The following is a 25757-nucleotide window of genomic DNA, read 5'->3' on the forward strand; positions in this document are numbered from 1 at the left end:
GCCCACCCCATGTGCGCGCTGAAAGTATAGCTGGTGGCGAGCACGCCAAGAGCCTGGCCGTAATTCGGATCGATCGTGATCGCCTTCTCCAGTAGCGCTTGTGCGACAACATTATCCTGTCGCGTCACCCGCCAATAATGCGACAATGCCCGCATTACTAGGTCCCACGCATCCATGTTTTCCGGCGGCTTGCGCCGGGCACGAAAATTCTCTGCGGCATAGAGTTGAGGTTCGATCGCAGCGACAATGGCCTCGGTAATTTCATCCTGCACCGCGAACACGTCCGCCATGCTGCGGTCGTACTTTTCCGCCCAAAGATGACTTCCCGTTGCCACATCGTTGAGCTGCGCCGTAATGCGCACGCGGTCGCCGCCCTTGCGGACGCTGCCCTCGACAACGTAGCCGACGCCGAGTTCCTTGGCGACCTGCTTCAGGTGAACGGCTTTGCCCTTGTAGGTAAATGACGAGTTGCGCGCGATCACGAAGAACCAGCGCAATTTGGACAGCGCAGTGATGATATCCTCGCTGATGCCGTCGGAAAAATACTCCTGCTCGGGATCGCCGCTCATGTTGGTGAAGGGAAGCACGGCGATGGCGGGCCGGTCGGGCAGTGGCATCGCCGGGCGCGGCTGCTCGTGGATTCCGTCCGGAGCTGCCGCGTGAGACGGCTCGGCACCGTTTGACCTTGTATCGACGACACCGACAAAACGCACGCCCTTGCGGGCAACGGTGCGTATCAGCTTCTGGTCTTCCCCGCTGTCGCCGACCGCCTTGCGCGCGGCGTTGATACGGCTGGTCAGCGTCGACTCCGACACGATGCGCCCGCCCCAGACCGAAGCGAACAGATCATCCTTGCTGACGACACGATCGCGGTTCTGCAGGAGGTAGATCAGCAGGTCAAACACCTGCGGCTCGACACTGATGCGCGCCGAACCCCGATGCAACTCGCGCCGTTCGGTATCAAGCCTATGATCGCCAAAGATAAACTGCAACGGCGGTGCTCCCAAACCCAAAACGCGTCTCAAGAAATAATCAAGCTCATCTCAAGCAAAAATCGGGCTCCGGGCAAAGCCTTTTGATCTCACCTCCCTGCATCTTCGTGGCTTCAGACGCAGTCCGACGAAGGAGAGAGATCATGACCCAAATCCAGGCCATAGGCGAGGAAACGAAGGGCGGTCCAGTCGGCAGGTTGCTGGCTTTCGTCTACGGATTTGCCTCCTACGCCATATTCTTTGTGACATTCCTCTACGCCATCGGCTTCGTATCGGGCCTGATGGTGCCCAAGACCATCGACTCCGGCGCGGTCGGGCCGATGCCGGAGGCGATCATCGTCGATCTTGTCCTGATGTCGGTTTTCGCCATTCAGCACAGCGTCATGGCGCGCAGGCAATTCAAGCAATGGTGGACCCGATTGGTGCCGAAGCCGGTCGAGCGCAGCACCTACGTGCTGTTCTCCAGCCTCGCGCTTGTCCTGCTGTTCTGGCAATGGCGTCCGATCCCTGCCGTGGTTTGGGAAATCACCAATCCGGTGATCGCCATGGCTATCCTGGGCCTGTCATTGATCGGCTGGCTGATCGTATTGACGAGCACGTTCCTGATCAATCACTTCGAATTGTTCGGGCTGCATCAGGTCACCAGCAACCTGACCGGCCATCCGATGCCGGAACCGCGCTTCCGCACTCCGCTTTACTACAAGTTCGTGCGTCACCCGATCTACCTTGGTTTCATCATCGCATTCTGGGCCGCCGCTGTCATGACGACAGGGCATCTTCTGTTCGCGGCGGTGACCACGGCCTACATCTTCGTCGGAATCTTCCTGGAAGAACGCGATCTGGTCGATCTCTTCGGCGACGACTATCGCCGCTATAAAGACCGCGTCTCGATGATGCTGCCCTGGCGCAAGTCGGCTTGATCGATGAATGCCGGCGCAAAGGACCGTTCGCGATGGTAGACGAAGCGCAGGCCGCAGCGATCATGATGAATGCGGATCCGGCCCTGCGCTCGTGCTGCCGCCTGGATCATGCAGCACCGGCGCGGCTTGGCGACCCAAAATCGCCGCTGGGGCAACCAGTTTCGCAGCGCTACCACCGCTCTACCCGGTTATGGTAGAACCAGCGAGCGGCGCACCGCAGGCGATCCCTCCAACTCACGCAGCACCGAAGCAATGGACTCGGTTAGAGGAAATGTCGGTTCCGGGTCAAAGGCGAAATACTCGCAGCGGGCAGATGTTTTCCGCTCTGCCCCCAACAACCGACATCGCTTAATAGGATAGGGTCGGAATGTCCGTTTCGCACCAGAAGCGAACTTATGCACCTTTGCTCTCGCCAGCAATCTTGGTGCAGAGCGGCGAGGGGCGTTTGATGGCTTTGTCGACCCGCTTCGACCAATCACCGTAGTAGGCGACGGCGCACAAAGTTGCAATTCCGCCGGCACTGGCGAGCACCTGCTCCAGAACTGTCCCGTAACTGATCGTCAGCAAAAAATAGCCGAGGAACGACAGAAATACGCCTACGCAAAATACACGCAGCGACTGCTGTCCGCATTTAATGAGTGGATCGAATGCCGCCCAATTCAGCCCCTTCCAGTCTTTGGGGAGAAAGCGTGCCACGAGCAGAGCGAGTACAACGAAATGCAAAACACGATAGGGTGCGAGATTTGTTTTGTCGTTTGGATTGAAGGTGCCATACAGCCACCCGGGAATGAGTTCGCGAAGGCCTTCGAAAGTTACCGCCAACGTCATGATCAGTGCAAAAAACAGATATGCGCCACCGAGATAGACCAGCCATTGCGAATTGATGACGGGCTGCAACTTCCTGCCCCCACCCAGTGCCGCCCACGCCCCCAGGCAAAACAACAGCTGCCAGCAGAACGGATTGAAGAACCACCGGCCTTCTGGCCATGCCGCAAGATTCCAGCCAAACTGGCGAGCCGCGAAATAAAGCGCAAACGAGCCCAGCATCGTTAATCCCGGACGTCGCAGCACGCTCCATAGTACGAATGGAAACAACATCATCAGCACGATGTAGAGGGGCAGTACGTCGAGGTTGTAAGGTTTGAACCGCAAGACGAGGCCTTCTATGATCGTCTCGATCGGATCGTGGATCAAATTCACCACATTGAATTCGTGCAGCAGGTTGTCATATTGGAAACGGAGGGCGACGTATCCAACCGCCGCGGCATAGATGACGAACAGCATTACATGCGCGACATAGAGCTGCCAAATCCGCTTCGCCAGCCGAGTTGCAGCGATCAAGAAGCCATGGTCTGCCATCATGCGACCATAGACGATGGCGGCGGTATATCCCGAAATGAAGACGAATAGATCGGCGCCGTCACTGAAACCGTAATTCCGTGTCGTGATCCAGTTGACTGCATTGTTTGGAATATGATTGAGGAAGATCGCCCAGTTGGCAATCCCGCGGAACAGATCGAGGCGCAGGTCTCGACCGTAGACTGGTAAGATGGCCCTGATTTTCATGTTCTATTCGCCGGATAGAGACTGCGTCCGGGCCGCCACCCGAGCAACCGAGAAGCGTAATGAACTCGCACCACTTCGTTGCAAGAGCGTACCATAGTTCGGGTTCTGAAGGTCGGCACGAAACAGCCCGGCTAGGGTTTTTCCAGGAGGTCGGGTAATTCCCCTGGGGGCTGATGTCCGAGAAGGGTCTTGGCTGCGTAAAAACGCAATGGCGCAGCGGTGGCATAGAACAGGCTTTCCACCAAGTATCCTATCTGGCCGTCGAAACTTCTCACTTCTGGCGGACATATGGGGCCTCGATAACCCTTCATTCTAGACACAGGCGCGGAAGGAGATATGGTCGGGCGCGCTGAAAGCGCCGAAGTACTCTTTTTGAGTAATGCTCGGTCTATCGCCGCTTCGATAGACTGCTGAGGCCGATGATGGCTGAAACGGTTCTGCGACGAATTCGGCAGGCCATGGAACGATCGCGCTGGCGGGCCGTGGCTTTGGCGGCGGCGATGCTTTTGGCGATCGCCTTGTTTAGCTGGTTCGGCGTCACGCCCCCCGATCGGACAGCAGAGCAATCATTCATGGCCCGCGCCGAAGCTCGCCGCCAGGGCGCGGTAACCCTTCGCGCGGCGGTTTTGACCGACGACGAAAGCCAACGCTACTTCGGCGCGTCTCTGGCCGACCATGGCATTCAGGCGATCTGGCTGGGCGTGGACAACGCCAGTGAATCCCCCTTGGAGTTTCTGCCGATCGTCACGGACCCGGAATACTTTTCGGAAGCGGAGGTGGAACAGATTCTTCAAGGATGGTGGCGAGGCAGCGCCAATGCGTCCATCAAGGCCGCCGTCGCCGGGGCTCGCATGCCCGATGTCGTCCTGCAGAGGCAAGCCGCGGCCGGCTTCGTCTTCACGCACCGTGAAGGTGGCTTGAAATTGTTTGGCGTGGGGTTCGAAACCGGCAGTGAGGAACTGCTGTTCAGGTTCGCCCTCCAGGTTCGCGGCGGGTCCTATGCGATCGAGAAAGTCGATTTCAGCAACATCTATCCGCCCGGATCGGTCGAGGATATCGATCTGGCGACGCTGCGCGAAAGGCTGGCGAAGCTGGCATGCTGCACCACCAACAAGAGCGGCACGGATAACGGTGATCCGCTCAATATCGTCGTCGTCGGGCGTGGACTCGACGCACTTTTCTCATTCATCGGGCGCGGATGGAGGCTCGACGAGCCGTTCGATCTTCACAGCGTTTATCGGACGATTCAAGCTTTCCTGTTCCGCAGCGAATATCTCAACGCACCGGTCAGCCCGCTGCATGTCTTCGGGCGCCAGCAGGACGTCGCATTGCAGAAGGCGCGCAACACCGTGAGCCTTCGCAATCATCTACGACTGTGGCTCGCTCCGTTCACGGTCGGTGGGCAGCAGGTCTGGGTGGGCCAAATCAGCCGCGACATCGGCATCAAGCTGACCACGCAAGTCTGGTATCTGACCACGCATCGGATTAGCCCGGCCGTCGACCAGGACCGCTTCTATCTGCTACAGGACCTGATCATGTCCGGGACCGTATCGCGCTTCGGCTTTGTGCAGGGCGTGGGTGCATCGTCCATGCCGGATCCGCGCGTCAATCTCGGTGGAGACCCGTATCTGACCGACGGCCTTCGGCTCGTTCTGTTCCTCGGCACGCCGCGACGGGCCTTCGATCAAATCGAGTTTCTCGACTGGGAGCATCCGCGCCCGTAGAAGGAAATCGAATAGATTCACAGCCTCTGAAGCGCGCCCTGCGGCGGCTCTCGCATCGGCGAACAAGTTCGGACCTGTCGTCCAGTCTCTTTCGTCAGACCCGGCTCGAGCGTCTCTAGATACACGGGACGGTTTTTTTCGCATCAACGCCCGCCCTGCTTTCAATCTCTTTCTACCGATTTTCAGGCGAAAGACGCTAAACGAGAGCAGTGCGAGGTCCGCATTACGTCAAAACCGGCAATGCTCGCAGCGGGCAGATGTTTTCTGCCCCACCCAATAGCGAACATCCATCGGTTTATGAGCAAGCGCCCTAGAACCGTGGCAGATCCGGAAACGCCAGCTTGCCGCCGTGGACATGCATGCGGCCGAGTTCGGCGCAGCGGTGCAGGGTCGGAAACACTTTTCCCGGATTGAGCAGGCCCTGCGCGTCGAAGGCGCATTTCAGGCGCTGCTGCTGGTTAAGGTCGATCTCATTGAACATTTCGCCCATCAGGTCGCGCTTCTCGATGCCGACGCCATGTTCGCCGGTCAACACGCCGCCGAGTTCGACGCAGCAGCGAAGAATATCGGCGCCGAACGCCTCGGCCCTCTCCATCTCGCCCGGCTTGTTGGCGTCGTACAGGATCAGGGGATGCAAATTGCCGTCGCCGGCATGAAACACGTTGGCGCAGCGCAGACCGTATTTTGCCGAGAGATCGCGGATGCGCGCCAGCGCCTTCGGCAACGCGCCGCGCGGAATGGTGCCGTCCATGCAGAGATAATCGGGCGAAATCCGCCCGACTGCGGGGAATGCCGCCTTGCGGCCGGCCCAGAACAGGTTGCGTTCCCGCTCCGTGGTCGAAATCTGCAGCGTGGTCGAGCCGCACGCCTTCGCGATCGCCTCGACGCGGCCGATCAGTTCGTCAACCTCGATCCCGGGACCGTCGAGTTCGATGATCAGCAGCGCCTTGACGTCCAGCGGATAGCCGGCGTGCACAAAAGCCTCGGCGGCATGGATCGCGGGCTTGTCCATCATCTCCATGCCGCCCGGGATGATGCCGGCGCCGATGATTTCGGCCACGCATTGGCCGGCGGCCTCGACTTCTGCGAATCCGACCATCAGCGCGCGCGCCGTCTCCGGCTTCTGCAGGATCCGCACCGTGATCTCGGTGATCACGCCGAGCAGCCCCTCGGAGCCGGTGATGATGCCCATCAGATCGTAACCGCTCGTTTCCGCGGACTTGCCGCCGACCCGGATGATCTCGCCCGTGATCAGTACGATCTCGCAACCCAGCACGTTGTTGGTGGTCATGCCGTATTTCAGGCAATGCACGCCGCCGGAATTTTCCGCGACATTGCCGCCGATCGAGCAGGCGATCTGCGACGACGGATCGGGCGCATAGTAGAAGCCGGCATGCGCCACCGCCTGGCTGATCGCGAGATTGGTGACGCCGGGTTCGGTCACCACCGCGCGGTTGTCGAAATCGATTTCGCGGATGCGCTTGAACTTGCCCAGGCCCAGCAGCACGGCATCCGCGAGCGGCAGCGCGCCGCCGGACAGCGAGGTACCGGAGCCGCGCGGCACCACCTTGATGCCCTGCTCGAAGCAATATTTCAGAACCTGCGACACTTGCTCTGACGTGTCCGGCAGCACCACCACCATCGGCGGCTGGCGATAGGCCATCAGGCCGTCGGACTCGTAAGGGATCATTTCGGCCGCGCTGTCGATCACGCCCTCGCCCGGCACGATCGCGCGCAAGTCAGCCACGATTTTCTCGCGGCGGTCGAGGACGGCCCGATCCGGCGCCGGCATCATGACGGCCATGTGATTTTCTCCAGAAGCGCCGCTCAAGTCCGGGCGCGGATTCCTGCTTGCTGATTTATCATGGCAAATCAAGCATGTTTGGGCCGCTTTGGGTAGCTGGTCGACGCACGAGCGGGACGAATGCCAGCCATCCGAAAGATGAAGGCGGCCGAGATGAAACCGCGACGCATTTGGCGGCTTGTCGATTGCGACCGCCCCATGCGACAACGGCGGCACCGTCATCCCTCCCCCGGAAAACCAAGAGCCCCGCCATGACAAAACTGACCCTGAGCGCGCTGGTCGTCATCGCCGCGTCGGCAGCCAGCACGGCCGCGCCGGCGCAGGACGCCGCCGCCGGCAAGACCTCGTTCAACAAATGCCTGCCGTGCCATTCGATCGGCGACGGCGCCAAGAACAAGGTCGGCCCCGAACTCAACGGGCTCGACGGCCGCAAGTCCGGCACGGCGGAGGGTTATAACTACTCCGATGCCAACAAGAATTCCGGCATCACCTGGAACGAGGCCGAGTTCAAGGAATACATCAGGGATCCGAAGGCGAAGATTCCCGGCACCAAGATGGCTTTCGCCGGCATCAAGAACGACAAGGAGGTCAACGACCTCTGGGCGTTCATTTCGCAATACGACAAGGACGGCAAGGCCAAATAGCGGCCCCCACGGACGGCTCTCGATCGCTGCAGATCAGGGCGTCTTGGGTTACCAGGCATACCGCACCACGCCCTTCCCGGCGTAGGAGTTGGTGACTTGCGAGAATTCGCCCTCGAGGGTCGCGGCCGCCGACCAGCCGTTCAGCCATTTCATCTCGGCGGACACAGTCGTCAGTGCAGAGTCATGCGCCTGCATCGCGCCGTTGACGACGAAGGAGGCGCCGGGCAGCGTCTGGAAGGTCGCGCCAATGTTGCGGTCGGGGTTGAAATCATGCGCCCAGGCAAAGCGGCCGCGCAGCGTCAGGATGCCGCTCGCCATCGCCCATGATCTGTCGGTGCGCAGGCCGAGCTCGCTACGCGTGTCGGTGACGTCCCTGGCGCCATAAGCCAGCGCAAAGGTATTGGCGCCAACGATCGCCTGCTCGGCGTAAGCCGGTAGATCAAAAGTCGTGAACTGCGCGGCCGCGTAAGGTGTGATGCCCATCCACGGCGTCGCGACGCGATAGCCGCCTTCGGCGCGGCCCGAATACGCATTGGCGTTGAACCGCGCCTGTAGCTGGTCGATACCGGCGATGGTGACGATGCGGTTGGTCGTGATGTCCTGCCAGCCATAGGCGAGCGCGGCCGAGATATAGGCAGGTCCGGCGGTGTGGCGCACGAAGCCGCCGGCCTGGAACAGGTCGGAACGCCCGGTACCGCCATCGGCGACGCTGAAATTGGTGCCGCCGCCGGCGACTGCAAAACCGGCGATGGTCGACGGCGAGAAAATGTAATCTGCGCCCACCGCGGTGCCGAACACGCGGCTCGCGGTGTTGCTCGATCCAACGGCCGCACTGCCGTCTGTCGTCTGCGATCCGCCGAATCCCGCCGCCCACACGCTCCAGCGCGGGTCGTAGCTCTGCGCCAGCGGCGCCTTGCGATAAAGCGCGGCGTAGGCATCGCGCTCGGCACCGCTACGCTGGCGGCTGGAAGAGGCATAGGCACTCGAGCCGTCGGTCTCCTCCGCATAGCCCGGCGCGCCACCCGAAGGTGGTGTCGGAATTCCGCGGCCCGCCACGAACGGGTCTGTCAGCAGGCCGAGAAATTGCGACATCGCGTCGTAGGTGGTCTGTTGCGTTCCCGTCGCCAGCTCCCCCGAAGCTTGCGTCAGACCCGCCGGCGAAAGTGCCGCGAACGCCATCGGGATGCCGCCGGTCGTATTGAAAAAATTGGTCAGGGCGTTGCCGACATTCTGCTGGTTCTGATTAAGGCCGGTTGGCACGCTGAAATTCAGCGTCAAATCGAGAAAGGCATCGTTGGCGTCGTAGCTTAGGCCGACATGAACATTCGGCGGCAGGTTGGTATCGACGAGCGCGCCGAATGTCCCGCTGACGCCGCCGGTCGCCTGCAGGATCGTATATCGCTTCGAGAGATAGCTGCCGTTGGCGTAGACGGCATCGACCGTGGCGCCGTTGAGCGCCGCCGTCCCGGTCACATTGGCAAATGACGACGTCGCGGGATTGATCTGGACTAGATATTGCGCGCCCAACTGAAATGCGAGATTGCCGGCCACCGTCATGAATGACCCCGGCGTGCCGCTGCCCGGCGCGAAAATGCCGCCGTTGTTGATCTGGGTATTGCCGACGGTGCCGCTGCCGCTGAGCGTGGCGCCGGCGTCTACCGTCGTCAGCGCCGACGCGGCGATCGAGCCGCCGACATTCAGCGTGCCGCCGTTCACCGTGGTCGCGCCGGTATAGGTGTCGACCCCGGAGAACGTCAGCGTTCCCGTACCGATCTTGACCAGCGAGCCGCTGGTGCCGCCGCCTCCGCCGAAACCGCCATCGGAAATGATGCCGGTGACGGTCGTCGACAGATTGTTGCCGCCGACGGTCAACTCATTCTGCCCGAGATAGAAGATGCCGCCTCCGGCGATCGAGCCGGCGCTGAGCTTGTGGTCGGCATTGGGCCCGCTGGATTGGCTGAAATCCGTGACCACGGGAACACGGTCGCCGTTGACGATGGCGAAGTCGCCATTGGTAATACTGGCGTTGCCGCCGGTGCTATTGTTGTGAAAATCGAGGAAAAAGTTGTTGGCAATGCTGGCGCTGCCTGCGGTGCTGGAACCCGTGAACGAGATCTCGCCAAGGTCCACCGTGACGATGCTGGCGTTGCCGGCCGTGCTCGTGTTGTTGAATTGCAACAAGCCGGCGATGCTGATGCTGGCGCTGCCGGCGGTGCTTGAATCGTTGAACCGCACCGTGCTGAGGTCGTTGGTGCCGATGCTGGCGTTACCAGCCGTGCTCGAATTGGAGAATTGCACATCGGCCAAGAACTGGGCGACGATGGTGACGCTGCCGCCATTGGTGACGATGCCGGCCCCGGTAAAGTCGATGCCAGAGCCGACCGAAAAGGTATAGGCCGGTGCCCCGGGGTTGAAGGTCCAGCCACCAACGGTAGCATTATTGAGGATGACCACCGTGGTGTTGGCCGATGCTCCGAAAAAGGCCGTGCCGCCTGGCGGTCCGGTCGGTGTCCAGTTCGCGGGGATATCGTACTCGCTTTGGAAGGGTCCGACCGGCAGGCCGCCGACCCAGGTGGCGTCTGCGGCCTGCATGGGGCCGGCTTGGATCAAGCCAGCAATCGCGACCAAAGCCGGCAAAAAGCCGCGGCCATATACCAAGGCCAGCAACCTTGTCGACAGGTCCATGCGATACCCCAGGCAATCGGCGTCTCGCCGCAACAATAAGACACATTCGGCACGGGTAGCTGCATCGTAGAGGTTCTGGAATCCGAAACCGGCCATGTGTTGCATGTCAAACACACGTTTCGCGATTGCCGATCTCAGCTTCGCGGACGCCGCGACGGCCTCAAGTCCGGGACTATCGAGGTCATTGCGACGCCAACACGAATTCCGGCATCACCTGGAACGAGGCCGAGTTCAAGGAATACATCAGGGATCCGAAGGCGAAGATTCCCGGCACCAAGATGGCTTTCGCCGGCATCAAGAACGACAAGGAGCTCAACGACCTCTGGGCGTTCATCTCGCAATACGACAAGGACGGCAATACCAAATAGCGCGTTATTCGAACGTCTTTTCCGGCTGCACCGTGAGGCGGATGGCGATTTCGGTCGAGCCGTCGAACACCTCAATGAGATGATTGCAGAGCAGGCATCGGAACTCGCCCTTCGGTCCCGGCTTGGAGACCAGCTCGATCCGGCGATAGCCGGCCCTGCATTCGGGACAGATGATATCGGATTTCTTCATGGGCAAACGATTATCACCCCGTGCCGATGATTCCAACCGAAGCGGCTGCGAACAAATCGCCGGTCTGTCGCGCTGTCGTGACATGGCGCGACGGGCGAGCAGCGATCCATCGCCCCGCACGATCGCCCTTCGCGCCGGATCGACGGCTGCAGAAACGAAACGTTGACGTATCGCTGCGATACAGTTACGTTTTACAGGTAATTTAGAGGCACGGAGGATCGTCTGATGGCAACGGTTCAGGTCCGCTACATCGTTGATGACGTCGATGCGGCGATCGCGTTCTATACCGGCCAACTGGGATTTGATCTTGTCATGCATCCGGCGCCCGCCTTCGCCATGCTTACGCGCGGCGACCTTCGGCTGGTGCTGAGCGCGCCGAATCCATCTGGCGGCGGCGGTCAATCGATGTCCGACGGTAGGCGTCCGCAGCCGGGCGGCTGGAACCGCTTTGCCATCGAGGTCGGGGATCTCGCGGCGATGGTCGAGACGCTGCGCAGCGCGGGTGCGCGATTTCGCAACGACATCGTCACCGGCGTCGGCGGCAAGCAGATCATCCTGGAGGATCCTTCCGGCAATCCGATCGAACTGTTCGAACCGCTGCTCGCCGAGGCCCGCCTTGGCTCGCGCCCATAATGGCCGGCAAGCCGCGCAAGACGGAAATCGACCCCCGGATTGAACGGTCGCAGCAACTGATCCTGCGCGCCGCACTCGACGAACTCGGCGATGTCGGCTATGGCGCGTTCGCGATCGAATCGGTTGCCGCCCGCGCCGGCGTCGGCAAGTCCACGATCTATCGGCATTGGTCCGACAAGCTTGCCCTGATCAGGGACGCGTTCATGACGTTCCACAAGCAGCAAGGACCCGACCTTTCGAGCGGCGGTCCGCGCGACCGGGTCGAGCGGATCATGCGTCACGTGGCCGAGGTGGTGGCCGGCTCGACCTTCTCTGCCTGCATCCCCGCGCTGATCGAAGGCGCCGAACGCGACCGCGATCTCAGACGATTCCACCATCGTTTCCAGGCCGAAGCGCGCAAGCCGCTGATCGCCGTGATCGCCGAGGGCATCGCCAGCGGCGATTTCACCGGCCCTGTCGATCCGGAGCTCGCTGCGCAGGCGCTGCTTGGCACGATCTTTTTCAAGCGCTTGATGACGAATACGCCATTCGAACCGGAACGAGCTGGCGAACTCGTCGACACCGTTCTCGGCCGGCCGCCGCGGGCATAGTCCTCGCGCGGGACGGCCTTGGCGAAACCCGTTTGCAACGGGGATCAGGTGGCTTATCCTCTGCGCCATCGGCTTCTTGCCGCGAGGGGGCAGCAGGTGCTGCAGTGGGGTCATCCGCTTCCGGCTCTGGCGGCAGCCGTCATGCTGACGGCGGCAGGCTGCCAGCAGGCGCGCGCGCAGCTTTCGCCCCCGCTCCAAAAGCGGACCGTCCTGGCCCAGGCCGGCAGTACCGGCGGAAGTGTCGGCAAGCGCAACAAGTCGATCTCGGGCGAGGAGGAAAGTTCTCCCGACGCCGGATCCGGCCGCTCGACGCATGCCGGCCGGGAGGACGCGCTGCCGAAAACCATTCAGCTGAACGAGCATTGGCACGGCATGAACTGGACGGTCAGCTTGCGCAATATCGGCGGCAGCAATTATCAGGGAACGTGGAGCAACGGTTATGCCACGACCTTCGCCGTGACCGGTTTTGCAGGGAACTCGATGAAGATGGAACGCAAAGACACGCCCGGGTTTGGCGCGGTGACCGGCAGCTACACCGGAACGCGCACCGGCAACCGCGCCGCTGGCGACGCGTCGATTTCAAACGGAGCAAATTCCAAATGGGACGCCTCGTGGTGAAGACGCCTTCGCGGTTGGCCGGTCGCGCGCGCCTGGCCGTCAAGCTGTCGTCGCTATTCGTCGCGATGACATGCTTTTCGCTCCTCCTCACCGCGCCCGCCGCCGCCGAGAAGCGGTTTGCGCTGGTGATCGGCAATTCGGCCTATCGCAGCGTCACGCCGCTCGACAATCCGAAGAACGACGCAGCCCTGATGGCGAGGACACTGGCCGATCTCGGCTTCACGCTGATCGGCGGCGGCGCCCAGCTCGATCTCGACAAGTCGGCCCTCGACACTGCCGTGCAAAATTTCGGGCAGCAGATTCAGGGCGCCGACGTCGCCTTGTTCTACTATGCCGGCCACGGCGTGCAGATCGGCGACGTCAATTATCTGGTGCCGATCAACGCCAATCCGACGCGGCAGACCGACGTCGATTTCCAGATGATGGACATCAATCTGGTGCTGCACCAGATGCAGGGCGCCGGCACGCGGCTCAACCTCGTCGTCCTCGATGCCTGCCGCAACAATCCGTTCGGCGGCCGCGCCTTGCGCGCGGCCAGCGGCGGACTGGCGCAGATGCGCGCGCCCGAGGGCACGCTGATTTCCTATGCCACCCAGCCCGGCAACGTCGCCCAGGACGGCAGCAACGGCGACAGCCCCTATTCGATGGCGCTGGCTGCGACCATCGTCCGTCCGGGGCTCGACATCTTCACCGCCTTCAACGAGGTCGGGTTGATGGTGAAGCGCGAAACCGGCGGCGCCCAGCAGCCGTGGGTTTCCAACTCGCCGATCGACGGCAATTTCTATTTCAAGTCGCCGCCGGCCGCCGCCTCGTCGAGCGGGCGCGCCGACCAGGACAATGTCGAAGTCACGTTCTGGAACTCGATCAAGGACAGCAAGAACCCGCAGCTGTTCGATGCCTATCTCAAGCGTTATCCCAACGGCGCGTTCGCCGACATCGCCAGAATCGATCTCGAGCAGTTCAAGGTCGCGGTGGCCCGGCCGATGGCGTCGGCGCCCGACGAAAAGCTCGCGATCGACGATCCCGGATCGTTGCGCGAAATCAGGGATCGGCTCTATGAGCTGAACTTCGATCCGGCCTCGGCCGCTGCCGGCGACATCAAGACGACGATCCGGGAATTCGAAACCCAGAGCAAGCTGCCGCCGACCGGCGAAATCACGCAAGGCCTGCTCGCGCGGTTGCGCGAGATCGGCGGCCTGAAGCCGTGGGGCGCCATCGTCTACGACAAGGCCGCCGGCCAATGGGGCATGGCGTGGGGCGAGCCGTCGCGCAAGCAGGCGGTCGCCAGCGCCCGCTCGCAATGCAAATCCGCAGGCTGCGCCGCCGAGATCAGCTTCTTCGGGACCTCCTGCGGCGCCTTTGCGCTGTCGACGGCGAGCTGGTCGATCGTGTCGCGCGACGACATCCAGAAAGCCAGGGCGAATGCGCTCGACGAATGCGGCAAGCGCGGCAAGGCCTGCCACATCGTCGGCGCCTCCTGCGCCGACGGCACCGCGCGCACGGCGTCGAGCAATTGAACTTCCGCTCTTCTCCCTCTCCCCGTACTTCACGGGGAGAGGGTCGGGGTGAGGGGCTCTCTCAGCGAACTCGACTCGCCGAGAGTCCCCCTCACCCGGATTGCTCCGGACGATGCTACGCATCGCTCGGCGCAATCCGACCTCTCCCCGCAAGCGGCCGCAAGCGGGGCGAGGTGACCAAAAGCCATCCTGGGCTAATCCTGCCCGCGGCGCGCGCCCGTGAACTTGATGCCGCCGCCCCATGGGCTGTCGACGAATATGCCGTTGCCGTCCTGCGAGACGGTGATGCGGTCGGTGCGGCTCGATCCGCCATTGCCCCAGACCACACTGACGGTGTCGCCGGCGCAGGTCCATTTGCCGTTGGTGCCGCTGGCAGGGTGGAAGGCGGTGCCGTCCTTGTGGAACACCGAGTCGCTCACTCCGAGATACCATGACCACCTGCCGACGATCCGGCCACAGCCATGACTGGAGGCGCTCTCCTGCGTCTTTGCAGCCGCCCGCTTCGGCTGCGGCGCCGTGCGAGGCGTGCCCGGCTCCGCGCCACCCGAGATCGATTTGTCCAGCTTGCCGACGCTGCCCCCAATGCTGCCGGACTGGGCCAGTGCCGAAGGCAAAGTTGTGAATTGCGACATCGCCAGCAGGGCAATCCCGATCCACGCGCACTGCCTCATGCCGCCCCCCAGACTTCGTCACCGGCAGTGTAACCGTCGAACAGGGGTGCGGAAAGACCTCACGTCCTAATTCGCCGCGGCGGCCGCGCGGTGCGCGATGCTTGCGCTCATCGCCTCGATCTCCGAGATCACGAGGTCCGGCGCGGCGTTCTGGATCATGTGGCCGGTGCCGGGCAATACGATCAGTTTTGCATCCCGCACCGCTTTCGCGAACGGCCGCGAGTGAATGCCGGTCGACACGGTCTTGTCGACGTCGCCCGAGATCACCACCACCGGCAGCTTGATCTCGCCATAGCGCGGTGCCTGCGCGATCACGGCTTGCTTCAACGTCACCAGATCGTAGGCGTTGGCGAGGAACTCGCGCGGCCGCAGCAGCAGGCGGGTCGCGGTGCTGCCCACATAATTCTCCGGCATGGCCTGCGGCAGGAATACGTTTCGCGCACCGGGCTCGGTGAGCAAAAGCCCGAGCGGCAGCGTGACGGTATAGGCGAGCAGCTTCCCGATCAGGGGCGTGGTGACGAGCGTGTTGTACCAGCCGACCCCGCCCGGCCAGGGATAGGCGACCGGGGCCAGCATCACGAGGCCCGCGACGCGGCCGGGATAGTCCAGCGCCATGCGCGCGCCGAGCGCGCCGGCCCAGGAATGCACCACCAGGATCACCGGCCCGACGCCGAGTTTTTCCAAAACCTCGTCGATCATCCGGCCCTGGATATCAGGCGTCGAATCCTGCAGCCGCGCGCGCGTGCTCCAGCCGTGCCCGGGACGGTCGATCAGGATCACGCGATGTGTGGCGGCGAGTTTGTCGCCGAGCGGCTGACGCATGGCCTCGAGATTGGAGCTCGCGCCATGGATCATCACAATCGGCGGGCCTTTGGCGTCGCGCGGCCCGAGGTCGAGGACGTGCAGCGTTGCGCCTTCAACCTCGATCATGCGGCCTTGCGCAGGATGGAGCCGCTGCAGCGCAAAAACTCCCGCTTGCGTGACCAGCGCCAACAGCGCGAGCGCGGCCACGACGACGATGGCTATCATGTTGAAGGTCCGGATGGGCCTGGGCATCCCCGAGGTACGGTTTTACAGCCGTCTGGTTTCGAAAGCCAAAAGGCAGTTATCCCGCATGACGGTACGCACCGTCATATAAGCATCATCGTGAGCTTCATATAACGACATATCCTCAACGCAGTTTTGCCATGTGGCGAGGGCACCCCATCGAGGCCGTCGCCTGTCCACGCAATCCACAGGAACGCGGATCAGACGCCAAGAGTTTACGTCACATGAAATTGGAGGTTTTTCGATGAGTTCCAAACCGGTCGAAGCTGCCATCGACCAGATTGTGGCGAGTTGCAATGGCGACGTCCACAGTGCGCTGAAAGCGCTGCTGCTGGTCAACGAGCATCTGGAGGCGGAGTTGCAACAGCTCTATGCGGCCGTGGCGCTGGGCGGGACGTTCGAGCGCGGCGACAACGTCCTGCATTAGATTGACGCATTTTCTTCACGTGAACCGGTGCCCACTTCGCTCTAAATCGCTTCAGGCCCGCACTCCGCCTGCCTCATTTGGCGGTCGGGTCCTTTTCAGGACAGACGGTAATGGTCGAGCGGGCGAGCTTGGCGTCGGCGAGCGAATTATAAGGGCCATCCTCGAACCAGATGTCGCCTGTGATGACCGGATTGCTGGTGACGATATCGCACTTGCCGGTCGAAAGATTGCCGACCACCCAATAGAGCCCGTCCGCAAGACAGGCGGTCGCGGCGCCAAACATCATTACGCCGGCCAAAATCAGGGATCTCATGTTTTCGCTCCCATGAAGCAGGGTACCGGCGAATAAGTCGCGGGCAAGCGAAAAGCGTTCCCGTTGACGATGCGTCGTCTGCGATTGTGGTTAATCAGCGCGCTGCGGGATCGATCGACAACGAGATAGATCGATCAGATGTCGCGGCCTTCGACCTTCTCGCTCAGGGTCTTGACCAGTTCCGGCACCTTTTCCAGATGCGGATCGATCGCGAGCGCCCGGCGGAACGCGTCGAGCGCGCGCTTTTCGTCGCCGAGGTCCTGCATGATCATGCCGAGTCCGGCCAGCGCGCCGAAATGCCGGGGCTCGCGGACCAACACCTGCTCGATATCCTCCAGCGAACGGGCGTAGTCGTTGCGCAAATAATACAGCGTCGCGCGCCGGTTCCAGGCCTCGATATAATCGGGCCGCAGTTTTATGACGGCATCGAGCAGTTTCAGCGCGACGTCGGTCTGCTGGGCGTCCATCGCCGCCTTGGCGCGCATCATCAACAATGCCGCGGTATCGCTCGGGGTCTGCAGCCAGATCGCCCAGATCCGCGCCTCGACGTGCCTGGCGCTGGCATCATCGGGCGCGGCCTTCAGCGCGCCGAACAGGAAGTCGAGCCCCTTCGTCTTGTCGCCGGCCTTCGGCAGCTTGCCGGGTTCAGGCGGTTTCTTCTGCCTGGCGGGCGCGACCTGCGGATCCTGCGCCAGCACTGCGGTCGGCGCCGCAGCCGTCACCATGGCGAAAAGGATCGCGGTCAGGCCAATGCCGAAGGGCGGGAATCTCTGTGCCATCGGCAAAGTCTAGACGCGACAAAACGCGCTGCAAAGCAGCAAAAGCGTCAAACAGCCGTGAAGGCGCTAATTTTCGTGGCCGGCCAGCCGTGAATCAACCCTGCCGCGCCTTGAAACGGCGCTTGACCTTGTTGATCACATAGACCCGGCCCTTGCGGCGGACCAGGCGGTTGTCGCGATCGCGACCGCGCAGCGATTTCAGCGAGTTACGGACTTTCATGAGACAATCCTGATGCGTCGAAAGGCCGTTTTGGCGCTATCGTTTGGGGGCCCGAAGCGTTGGCGAAATGAGCTTTATCCCTGAAAGCGGCCACGCCGCCCGAGGACGCGCGGTTTCTAAGCCATGGGGCCGGCGAATGTCAATCGAAACGGGCGTTTTTCACGGCCAGAAGGCTAATCCCGAGGGAACCGATCCTCGTTCCGTCCATCAAAAATAAATGAATTTGGCCAAAGGTTTGCACCCACGGCTCGACGAATCCCTGTATCAGGAAACGGGCTTTCAGCCGACAGACTGCGTCTGGCGCAGAGACGGGTATCTCGACCTCGCCATGACGATCATTCCCCTGGCGGTCGTCGAGACCGCGGCGCCGCTTGCTTCGACCGAGCGGCTGAAATTGCCCGAAGGCGTGAGGCCGTTTCGGCTGAACTGGCCCAACATCCTCGTGATATCGGCCTATCATGCGGCCGCGGTTACGGCCTTTCTGCCCTTCTTCAGCTGGAGCGGTCTCCTCATTGCCGTGCTCGGCACGCATATCTGCGGGCTGTTCGGCATCAACCTTTGCTATCACCGGCTTCTGACCCACCGCGGCCTGACATGCCCAAAATGGCTGGAGCACGCCATGGTGATCGTGGCGATGTCCTGCCTGCAGGAAACCCCCGCGCGCTGGGTCGCCGTGCACCGCAGGCATCATCAATATGCCGACGAGCAGCCCGACCCGCACAGCCCGCTGGCAAACTTCTTCTGGGCCCACATGGGATGGCTGCTGGTCGATCAGCCTGAACTCGCGCGGCTTGGCATTTACCAGCGCTACGCCCGGGACATCCTGCGCGATCGCTTTTACGCCGGCCTCGAACGCAACCATTGGCTGGTCTGGATCAATCTCGGCCAGATGCCGCTGTTCTTCGCCGCCGGTTTTGTCGCGGGCCTGCTGTCCGGCGAGCCGCTGGCGGATGCGGCAGGGACCGGGCTCAGCATCCTGATGTTCGGCGTGTTCGTGCGCACGGTGCTGGTGTGGCACATCACCTGGGCGGTCAATTCGGTGACCCATCTGTGGGGCTACCGCAGCTACGAGACCGACGAGGACAGCCGCAACAACATCCTTGTCGGCCTGATCGCCAACGGCGAAGGCTGGCACAACAACCACCACGCCGATCCGCGCTCGGCCCGCCACGGCCACAGCCGCTGGGAAATCGACAACACCTGGCTCACCATCCGCGCGTTGGCGTGGCTTGGACTCGCCAGCGACGTGGTGGCGCCGAGCGTGCATCTCGCGGGATGGCCCGCGGGAAGCAGGTTGACGACCCTTGGGGCGACCGGCGTTCCGGCCGAGTAAGCGCAGTCCTGATTTGCCTCGACGGGCCGTTCGGTGACGCCACGGGCGGATTGGCGACAGCGCAATCCGCCGTTAGTGTCATCAAGCCGACGGATTACGCCGGAGCCTGTCATCGGGCCGCGCCTTGCTCGGACCCGTTGGGCTCGATCCCCCCGGGCTGGCTAAGCATGCAAGAGTTGGCAGACATGGGAGGTGGTCCATCCGCGATTGGTCCGAAAGTACGACCCGACCTTCTTGAGCATGTCGTCCCGAATCGAGAATGCGGCGATTGCGTCGCATGTTGCGACATACTTGAAATCCGCAGCCCCGATCTTCAAAAGCCCGCGCACGTGCTGTGCCCGCATTGCGTGAGCGGTGGTTGCGGGATTTATGAAAACCGACCGAATGTATGCCGGGACTGGTTCTGTCTGTGGCGCCGGATCGAGGCATTGCCGGACGAGATGCGGCCGGACAAATGCGGTGTCGTCCTTTCCATCGGTCAGCATAATCCGCCGCGTACAGTCTTTGAGCACGCCTACATAGTGGCCCGTGCCATCGACGATCCGTCCGTCTTTCGGACGAGAATCGTGAAAGACGCGCTTGAAATGTTCGCGGAAGAAGGGTCGCTACCCGTCTGGGTCGGCTTCGAAGGCGCCAAAAGATTGTATTTTCCGGCGAATGCTTTCGCCGATGCAATTATGCGCCCCGATACCACACCCTGGGACAGCCTTGTCATCCCGGCGCTGGCCTGGCGGAAACGCTACGGTTTGGATTGAAATCAATTTTCGTCGCAGGCGAGAATCGTCAAGCCCACGGATGGCGCCGGAGCCTGTCATCGGGCCGCGCCTTGCGCGACCCGCTGAGCTCAATCCCCAATCCAGGCTCCATAACCGATAAAATCTAAACTTTTCCGATAATCGGACCTTAACAGACGCCGGCTTATCTGGAGCCCTCAGCAATCGCGTGACGCGTCCGGAGGCGCCCAACCATCATGTCAGTTCAGATCGATTGGGATTTCTCGGGCGAGGAAGATGCAAAGGCCGAGCTCGGCGCGGCGGTCAAGTATCTGCTCAGAGATGCCCGCGGCGCCGTGCGCGACGACATCGTCCGGGAAATCATCGAGACCGTTCATGACATCGCAGGCGGGCTATCCCCGCTGCAGCAGCAAAAGCCAGCCATGAGCCGGGTGACCTACAAGGCCTATGTCATCGACGCCTTCCAGCACGACACCGACAACTGGCGCGCGACCATCCGCCGGCTGGACGGCAAGAAGATCCGGGTGGCCTTCCCGCCCGCGGTGCTCGACGAAGCCACCACCTCGGCCGATGCGCTCACCGCCGGGAAAGCGGTCGAGTTCGCCAAAAGGTCGATCGATGGCGGCGCGGTGACTTGATCGGCCTGCCGTTTGCTGGATAGCTTCCGTCCGCTGGCCCCTGCCGCACGCGGAACCGGAGTTGCCCATGGCTTTTGCGACCACTGACGACGGCGTACAACTCCATTACGAGGAGACCGGCAGCGGCACGCCGATCATCTTCGTCCATGAATACGCCGGCGATCATCGCAGCTGGGAACAGCAGCTGCAGCATTTCGGCCGGCGCTACCGCGCCATCGCCTATGCCGCGCGCGGCTATCCGCCGTCGGACGTGCCGGAGCATCCCTCCTCCTACAGCCAGAACCGCGCCGCCGACGACATCCTGGCGGTGCTCGATCATCTCGGTATCGACAAGGCGCATGTCTGCGGCCTTTCGATGGGCGGCTTCGCAACCTTGCATTTCGGCTTTCGCCATCCGTCCCGCGCGCTGTCGCTGTGCGTGGCCGGCTGCGGCTACGGCGCCGAATTGGACATGCGCGAGCAGTTTCGCGCCGAGGCCGACGCCGTGGTGGCGTCGCTGCGCGCCGACGGCATGGCCGCGTTTGCCGAGCGTTATGCCTACGGCCCGACCCGCGTGCAGTTCGAGGCCAAGGACCCGCGCGGCTTTGCGATCTTCAAGCAGGCGCTCGCCGGGCACTCGGTGCTGGGAGCGATCAACACCCAACTCGGCTGCCAGAAAGAGCGCCCCTCGCTCTATCATCTGCAACAGGAGATGGCCGGCCTTAACGTGCCGACGCTGATCCTCACCGGCGACGAGGACTGGCCCTGCCTGACGCCGGCGCTGCTGATGAAGCGCACGATTCCCTCAGCCGCGCTCGCGGTGATGCCGAACTGCGGACACGCGATCAATCTCGAGGCGCCGGGCCTGTTCAACGATATCGTCGGCGACTTCGTGGCCCAGGTCGATGCCGGCCGCTGGCCGGTGCGCGACCCGCGCGCCATGTCGAGCTCGATTACCGGCATGCGTTGACGGCAGCCCGACCGCACCGGCCCGGCCGATTTGCCCGTCGGGTTATTTTGTCGCAGCCTTCCGGACAAGATTCCGCTTTACCGAATATTCTGATTATCCTATATTGCATCCGTCCCGCCCCACCAAAGGGGCGTTGCGCAACGTCAACAACGCGGGGCGGGATGCGGTGGACGCGGGAAGTGCTTCTGACGAGGGCACTTTTCCTGCGGACGGAAAAGTCGTGTGGGCCTGGCACCCCGACGCTGGTGTCAAGTTCGCGCTTAGGCGCGCGGATGACGGTGGCTAACAAGCCCGGTACGCCGGGGCGAGCACGAGATAATCCGTAAACCATTGCGTGGGGAATGCCGGGTGATTCCGGTGTGACCTGACAACGCGTGTGCGTTTTTTACTACCCGTTTGCACACGCGGCTATCGGGCGCATCGAGCGCCCGGCATTCCCTGCGCCCTTTGTTTGCAGAGGGTGGGAAATAAGCGAATACCTCGCGCAAACGCATGCGGCGAGATCGCGAAGTCATGTCTCAACGTCATTGCGAAGTTATGCGCGGTGCTTGCGCTCCCCTCCTCCCACGCGCACTTCGCGCGTGGCGGGGAGCTGGGCTCTTTGAAATTCAAATCCAAAGATTCGTAGCCCGGACGGAGCGCAGCGAAATCCGGGGCCGGTGTCTCGTTGACTCCCCGGATTTCGCTTCGCTCCATCCGGGCTACGATGTTCGCGCGAAAACGCGCGGCGAGATCGCGAAGATGTGTGTTGCCGTCATTGCGAGGAGCCCTTGCGACGAAGCAATCCACAGTTGCTTCGCAGAGAGATGGATTGCTTCGCTTACGCTCGCAATGACGGAATGCCTCACTCCCCCGGAAACTCCACCATCGCCTCCCCGGTCGCGACCTTTTCGCCGGCCTGGTTCTTCACCACCACGTCGATCAGCACCCAGCGCGAATTCGCGGTCGTCTGCTTGGATTTGACGATGCCGGTGGGCTGGATGGTATCGCCGGGGCGGACCGGCTTGACCCATCTTGTTTCGAGGCGGCGATGAACGGCGCCGGCGGGATAGGCCCAGTCGGTGATCATGCGCGAGATCAGCCCGAAATTGTTCATGCCGTGCATGATGATGCCACCGAAATGGGTCTTGCCGAAATGGCCCTTCATGTAATCGTCGTCGAGATGCAGCGGATTGTAGTCGAGCGAGGCGTCGCAGAACAGGCGGATGGATTCGCGAGAGACCGCAAAATGCGGTCCCTCGATGGTGTCGCCGTCACGCAAGTCTTCGAAGGTCGTGGTCATGTTGTCAGCCCCTCACTGCGGCCGGATGGTCCAGCCGCGGCCCGAGCAGATCACCTGGCCATGCTGGTTGAAGAAGACATTGTCGTGCACCACGAACAGCCGCTCGCGCTTGATGAATTTGTCGAGCGCGCGCGCCTGCAAGGTGATGACGTCGCCGGGGCGCGCCGGGATGTTGTAGCTCCAGGATTGCCCGGCATTGACGGTGCCGGGCGAGCGCATCCAGTCGTCGGCCGGCGTGCAGGAGAACATCAGCAGGATGTGGATCGAAGGCGGCGCGATCAGCCCGCCATAGCGGGTGGTCTTCGCGAAAGCCTCGTCGAAATAGATCGGGTGGGTTTCGCCGACCGATTTGCAGTACAAATCGATCGCCTCTCTGGTCAGGGTATAGGGTATGGTCGGGCGCGGCTCGCCGGGAACGATGTCGTCCCAGACCTTTCGCAGATTGGCGTGCTTCCAGAAGTCGGTCTCGAACGCCTCGCTCTGCGCCATGCCATGCTCCCTGTTGCCGCGGGTTTTTCAGCCGCCTTGCGGAATTTGTTATAAGGTATAATCAATTTATCGAACCACAAAATCAAGCCGCCGGGAAACGCAAAAATGCCCAAGCTGAAACTGCCTGATCTCGACGACGCCGTGGCGATCGACATCCACACCCATGCGGAAGAGCCCTGCGGCATGCATGGCGACGACGGCTACGACGATTTCCAGGCGCAGATGGCGGAATACTTCAAATCGCCGAACAAGCACCCGCCGACGGTGGCGGAGACCGCGGCCTATTACCGCGCCAAGAAGATCGCCGCGGTGATCTTCCCGGTCGACGCCGAGCGCGAGACCGGATTTCGCCGCTACAACAATTACGAGATGCTGGAAATCGCCGCCGAAAATTCCGATGTGCTGATCCCCTTCGCCAGCATCGATCCGCACAAGGGCAAGCTCGGGGTGCGCGAGGCGAGGAAACTGATCGAGGAATACGGCGTCCGCGGATTCAAATTCCATCCGACCATGCAGGGATTCTACGCCAACGACCGCTTGGCCTATCCGCTCTATGAGGCGATCAGCGAGGGCGGCGCGATCGCGCTGTTCCACACCGGGCAGACCGGCGTCGGCTCGGGCATGCCCGGCGGCATGGGGATGCGCCTGAAATATTCCAATCCGATGTACATGGATGATGTGGCAGCCGACTTCCCCGATCTCAAGATCATCCTGGCGCATCCCTCCTTTCCCTGGCAGGAGGAAGCGCTGTCGGTCGCGACCCATAAGCCGAACGTCTATATCGACCTCTCCGGCTGGTCGCCGAAATATTTCCCGCCGATCCTGGTGCGCTATATCAATTCGATCCTGCAGGACAAGATGCTGTTCGGCTCCGACTGGCCCGTGATCACGCCCGACCGCTGGCTGTCGGATTTTGCAAAACTCGAGATCCGCGACGACATCCGGCCGAAGGTGCTCAAGGCCAACGCGCGAAAACTGCTGGGGATTTGAAGGCGCGGAGAACCGGTGGGTGGTGTGCCAAGCGAGTGGTGATCCCTTGACGAAACTTGCCGAAGCCACAGCCTTGCTTGCCGCGCTCCTGATCGGAGCCGCGACCGAGCGCGTTGCCGCTGCTGAGCCGTCCGCGATCGTCGTCGACCTGGAAAATCCGCTGGCGAACCCGCAACCGCTGCAGGGCTATCTGCGACAGACCGACAGCCCGGGCCCCTCACCCGCCGTCGTGCTGCTGCATAGCTGCAACGGCAACTGGCTGCGGCTCGACGAACGCTGGGGCAAGCGCATCGCGGCCTGGGGTTACGTGACGCTGTCGGTCGACAGTTTCGGGCCGCGCGGCCTCAAGAACACCTGCGACAGCAACGGGCCGGTCGATCTCGGCCTCGATGCCTATCGCGCCCTGAAATATCTGGTGCGGCAGCCCTTCGTCGATCCCGCGCGCGTCACCGCGCTCGGCTTTTCGCAAGGCGGCTGGCTCGCGCTCGTCTCCGTCGAGCGCGGCATCATCGAGCAGACGTCGCAAACCAAATTCCGCTCCGCCATCGCCTTCTATCCGCCTTGCCGCGCATTCCGGGGCGACATGACCGTTCCCACCCTGGTGCTGGTCGGCGAACTCGACGATTGGACGCCGGCGGAGGAGTGCCGCAGCATGGTGGATGGCCGCGACGATTGGGGCACCTCGCGGCAGAAGGGCCAGGGGATCCCAACCCGGCTGGTGGTCTATCCCGGCGCCTACCACGCCTTCGATGCGCAAGGCCTCAAGACACCGATGCAGTTGCTCGGGCATCACCTCGAATTCAACCAGGCGGCGACGGATCGATCGATCGACGCCGTTCACCAATTCCTCGACGCGACGATCGGGGGGAAAGTGCAGGCGCAATGACCATCAAAGCCGTTGTGTTCGATGCCTATGGCACGCTGTACGACATTCAGTCGGTGGCATCCGTCACCGAGGAGGCCTTTCCCGGCTACGGCGAGATCATCACGCAAGTGTGGCGGATCAAGCAGCTCGAATATACCTGGCTGCGATCGCTGATGCGGCGCTATCAGGATTTCTCCGTCCTCACCCGGGATTCGCTCGCCTACACCCTGCGGGTGCTCGGGCTGAAGCACGATGCCGCGGCATTCGAACGCATCATGGACAAGTATCTGCATCTCGAGCTTTATCCGGACGCCATGGCGGCGCTGACGGCGATGCGGGATCGCAAGCTCGCGATCCTCTCCAATGGCTCGACCGCGATGCTCACCGCGCTGGCGGCCAATAGCGGCCTCGACCGCGTGCTCGATGCGACTATCAGCGTCGATGCGAAAAAGATCTTCAAGCCGGCGCCCGAGGCCTACAGCCTGATCGAGGAGCGGCTCGCCGTCACGCCTTCGGAAGTGCTGTTCATCTCGTCGAACCCGTGGGACGCCTGCGGCGCCAAGGCGTTTGGGCTCTCCGTCGCCTGGATCGAGCGGTTGACCCCGGAAGCGATGGCACAGCTCTGCATCAAGAGCGACGTCCTGCCGCCGCTGACGATGTTCAAGGCGCTGCGCACGCAGATGGACGAGCTCGGGATCGTGCCCGACCATCGCATCCACGCGCTCGCCGAACTTCCGGCGCTGGTCGCCCGCCAAACATCCTGAACATG

27 protein-coding genes and 1 pseudogene are annotated in these 25757 nt (G+C 62.2%); 16 read left to right on the top strand and 12 right to left on the bottom strand.

The window, feature by feature from the left end; translation table 11 throughout:
* Positions 1 to 992 (bottom strand): winged helix-turn-helix domain-containing protein (locus VK804_RS15945; RefSeq protein ID WP_325371889.1); only part of this gene is annotated, 992 nt, incomplete at its 3' end.
* Between the two features lie 143 nt (positions 993 to 1135).
* On the opposite strand from VK804_RS15945, the gene mddA reads away from it, so the two are divergent.
* Positions 1136 to 1912 (top strand): methanethiol S-methyltransferase, encoded by a 777-nt coding sequence (mddA, locus tag VK804_RS15950; RefSeq protein ID WP_325371891.1) that lies wholly within the window; start codon positions 1136 to 1138, stop codon positions 1910 to 1912.
* Positions 1913 to 2305: 393 nt separating this feature from the next.
* On the opposite strand, the gene VK804_RS15955 is transcribed toward mddA, so the two are convergent.
* The gene (locus VK804_RS15955) at positions 2306 to 3478 is read right to left on the bottom strand and encodes an OpgC domain-containing protein (RefSeq protein WP_325371893.1); all 1173 of its coding nucleotides are present in this window, start codon (positions 3476 to 3478) and stop codon (positions 2306 to 2308) included.
* A 422-nt stretch (positions 3479 to 3900) separates the two neighbouring features.
* Between VK804_RS15955 and VK804_RS15960 the strand changes: the two genes are divergently transcribed.
* The gene (locus tag VK804_RS15960; RefSeq protein WP_325371895.1) at positions 3901 to 5202 is read left to right on the top strand and encodes an LssY C-terminal domain-containing protein; all 1302 of its coding nucleotides are present in this window, start codon (positions 3901 to 3903) and stop codon (positions 5200 to 5202) included.
* Positions 5203 to 5512: 310 nt separating this feature from the next.
* On the opposite strand, the gene VK804_RS15965 is transcribed toward VK804_RS15960, so the two are convergent.
* On the bottom strand, positions 5513 to 7006 hold the full coding sequence (locus VK804_RS15965; protein WP_325371897.1) for an FAD-linked oxidase C-terminal domain-containing protein: 1494 nt from the start codon (positions 7004 to 7006) through the stop codon (positions 5513 to 5515).
* A gap of 251 nt (positions 7007 to 7257) precedes the next feature.
* Between VK804_RS15965 and cycA the strand changes: the two genes are divergently transcribed.
* A complete protein-coding gene (gene cycA, locus VK804_RS15970; RefSeq protein WP_325371899.1) occupies positions 7258 to 7650 on the top strand; it encodes a cytochrome c-550 CycA in 393 nt (130 codons plus the stop codon).
* A gap of 48 nt (positions 7651 to 7698) precedes the next feature.
* On the opposite strand, the gene VK804_RS15975 is transcribed toward cycA, so the two are convergent.
* Entirely contained in the window at positions 7699 to 10242 is a 2544-nt protein-coding gene (locus VK804_RS15975) for an autotransporter outer membrane beta-barrel domain-containing protein (protein ID WP_325371901.1), read from the bottom strand.
* A 272-nt stretch (positions 10243 to 10514) separates the two neighbouring features.
* Here VK804_RS15975 and VK804_RS15980 point away from each other — a divergent pair.
* Positions 10515 to 10703 (top strand): annotated as a pseudogene (locus tag VK804_RS15980) (c-type cytochrome); the annotation flags it as partial.
* A gap of 4 nt (positions 10704 to 10707) precedes the next feature.
* On the opposite strand, the gene VK804_RS15985 reads toward VK804_RS15980, so the two are convergent.
* Positions 10708 to 10893 carry a hypothetical protein gene (locus tag VK804_RS15985; protein WP_325371903.1) on the bottom strand — a complete coding sequence of 62 codons (186 nt, stop codon included), beginning with the start codon at positions 10891 to 10893 and terminating at the stop codon, positions 10708 to 10710.
* 225 nt (positions 10894 to 11118) lie between these two features.
* Between VK804_RS15985 and VK804_RS15990 the strand changes: the two genes are divergently transcribed.
* The 4 genes from VK804_RS15990 to VK804_RS16005 all read left to right on the top strand — a co-directional run bounded on the left by VK804_RS15990 (position 11119) and on the right by VK804_RS16005 (position 14251).
* The gene (locus tag VK804_RS15990; protein ID WP_325371905.1) at positions 11119 to 11526 is read left to right on the top strand and encodes a VOC family protein; all 408 of its coding nucleotides are present in this window, start codon (positions 11119 to 11121) and stop codon (positions 11524 to 11526) included.
* Entirely contained in the window at positions 11526 to 12116 is a 591-nt protein-coding gene (locus VK804_RS15995) for a TetR/AcrR family transcriptional regulator (protein WP_325371907.1), read from the top strand. Before VK804_RS15990 ends, VK804_RS15995 begins: the two co-directional genes overlap by 1 nt.
* 141 nt (positions 12117 to 12257) lie before the next feature.
* Positions 12258 to 12734: a hypothetical protein gene (locus tag VK804_RS16000; protein WP_325371909.1), complete on the top strand. Its 477-nt coding sequence runs from the start codon at positions 12258 to 12260 to the stop codon at positions 12732 to 12734.
* Positions 12735 to 12799: 65 nt separating this feature from the next.
* Entirely contained in the window at positions 12800 to 14251 is a 1452-nt protein-coding gene (locus VK804_RS16005; protein ID WP_325371986.1) for a caspase family protein, read from the top strand.
* A gap of 194 nt (positions 14252 to 14445) precedes the next feature.
* Here VK804_RS16005 and VK804_RS16010 read toward each other — a convergent pair whose 3' ends face one another.
* Together VK804_RS16010 and VK804_RS16015 are read right to left on the bottom strand one after the other, a co-directional pair.
* Positions 14446 to 14922: a hypothetical protein gene (locus VK804_RS16010; RefSeq protein ID WP_325371911.1), complete on the bottom strand. Its 477-nt coding sequence runs from the start codon at positions 14920 to 14922 to the stop codon at positions 14446 to 14448.
* A gap of 66 nt (positions 14923 to 14988) precedes the next feature.
* Positions 14989 to 15951 (bottom strand): alpha/beta hydrolase, encoded by a 963-nt coding sequence (locus VK804_RS16015; protein ID WP_325371913.1) that lies wholly within the window; start codon positions 15949 to 15951, stop codon positions 14989 to 14991.
* 262 nt (positions 15952 to 16213) lie between these two features.
* On the opposite strand from VK804_RS16015, the gene VK804_RS16020 reads away from it, so the two are divergent.
* Positions 16214 to 16396 carry a hypothetical protein gene (locus tag VK804_RS16020; protein WP_325371915.1) on the top strand — a complete coding sequence of 61 codons (183 nt, stop codon included), beginning with the start codon at positions 16214 to 16216 and terminating at the stop codon, positions 16394 to 16396.
* 73 nt (positions 16397 to 16469) lie between these two features.
* Here VK804_RS16020 and VK804_RS16025 read toward each other — a convergent pair whose 3' ends face one another.
* From VK804_RS16025 to ykgO, 3 genes are all read right to left on the bottom strand, one after another.
* Positions 16470 to 16709: a hypothetical protein gene (locus VK804_RS16025; RefSeq protein ID WP_325371917.1), complete on the bottom strand. Its 240-nt coding sequence runs from the start codon at positions 16707 to 16709 to the stop codon at positions 16470 to 16472.
* A 134-nt stretch (positions 16710 to 16843) separates the two neighbouring features.
* On the bottom strand, positions 16844 to 17488 hold the full coding sequence (locus tag VK804_RS16030) for a tetratricopeptide repeat protein (RefSeq protein ID WP_414642797.1): 645 nt from the start codon (positions 17486 to 17488) through the stop codon (positions 16844 to 16846).
* Positions 17489 to 17582: 94 nt separating this feature from the next.
* A complete protein-coding gene (gene ykgO, locus VK804_RS16035; protein WP_325371919.1) occupies positions 17583 to 17708 on the bottom strand; it encodes a type B 50S ribosomal protein L36 in 126 nt (41 codons plus the stop codon).
* A gap of 328 nt (positions 17709 to 18036) precedes the next feature.
* Here ykgO and VK804_RS16040 point away from each other — a divergent pair, with 328 nt between their 5' ends.
* The 4 genes from VK804_RS16040 to VK804_RS16055 all read left to right on the top strand — a co-directional run bounded on the left by VK804_RS16040 (position 18037) and on the right by VK804_RS16055 (position 21362).
* Positions 18037 to 19041 (top strand): acyl-CoA desaturase, encoded by a 1005-nt coding sequence (locus VK804_RS16040; protein WP_325371921.1) that lies wholly within the window; start codon positions 18037 to 18039, stop codon positions 19039 to 19041.
* 167 nt (positions 19042 to 19208) lie between these two features.
* Complete coding sequence (locus tag VK804_RS16045; RefSeq protein ID WP_325371923.1) at positions 19209 to 19796, top strand: hypothetical protein; 588 nt, start codon at positions 19209 to 19211, stop codon at positions 19794 to 19796.
* Positions 19797 to 20011: 215 nt separating this feature from the next.
* Positions 20012 to 20413: a hypothetical protein gene (locus VK804_RS16050; protein ID WP_325371925.1), complete on the top strand. Its 402-nt coding sequence runs from the start codon at positions 20012 to 20014 to the stop codon at positions 20411 to 20413.
* Between the two features lie 67 nt (positions 20414 to 20480).
* Positions 20481 to 21362 (top strand): alpha/beta fold hydrolase, encoded by an 882-nt coding sequence (locus VK804_RS16055; RefSeq protein WP_325371927.1) that lies wholly within the window; start codon positions 20481 to 20483, stop codon positions 21360 to 21362.
* 844 nt (positions 21363 to 22206) lie between these two features.
* Here the strand turns inward: VK804_RS16055 and VK804_RS16060 are convergent.
* Positions 22207 to 22644 carry a MaoC family dehydratase gene (locus tag VK804_RS16060; protein WP_325371928.1) on the bottom strand — a complete coding sequence of 146 codons (438 nt, stop codon included), beginning with the start codon at positions 22642 to 22644 and terminating at the stop codon, positions 22207 to 22209.
* Between the two features lie 12 nt (positions 22645 to 22656).
* A complete protein-coding gene (locus VK804_RS16065; protein ID WP_325371930.1) occupies positions 22657 to 23133 on the bottom strand; it encodes a MaoC family dehydratase in 477 nt (158 codons plus the stop codon).
* A 105-nt stretch (positions 23134 to 23238) separates the two neighbouring features.
* On the opposite strand from VK804_RS16065, the gene VK804_RS16070 reads away from it, so the two are divergent.
* The 3 genes from VK804_RS16070 to VK804_RS16080 are packed head-to-tail and all read left to right on the top strand — an operon-like array spanning position 23239 to position 25752.
* Positions 23239 to 24123: an amidohydrolase family protein gene (locus VK804_RS16070; RefSeq protein WP_325371932.1), complete on the top strand. Its 885-nt coding sequence runs from the start codon at positions 23239 to 23241 to the stop codon at positions 24121 to 24123.
* A gap of 46 nt (positions 24124 to 24169) precedes the next feature.
* On the top strand, positions 24170 to 25009 hold the full coding sequence (locus tag VK804_RS16075) for a dienelactone hydrolase family protein (RefSeq protein ID WP_325371933.1): 840 nt from the start codon (positions 24170 to 24172) through the stop codon (positions 25007 to 25009).
* Positions 25006 to 25752: a haloacid dehalogenase type II gene (locus VK804_RS16080; protein WP_325371934.1), complete on the top strand. Its 747-nt coding sequence runs from the start codon at positions 25006 to 25008 to the stop codon at positions 25750 to 25752. Before VK804_RS16075 ends, VK804_RS16080 begins: the two co-directional genes overlap by 4 nt.
* Positions 25753 to 25757 lie beyond the last annotated feature (5 nt).

The organism is Bradyrhizobium sp. (assembly GCF_035484855.1).
Classification (GTDB): domain Bacteria; phylum Pseudomonadota; class Alphaproteobacteria; order Rhizobiales; family Xanthobacteraceae; genus Bradyrhizobium.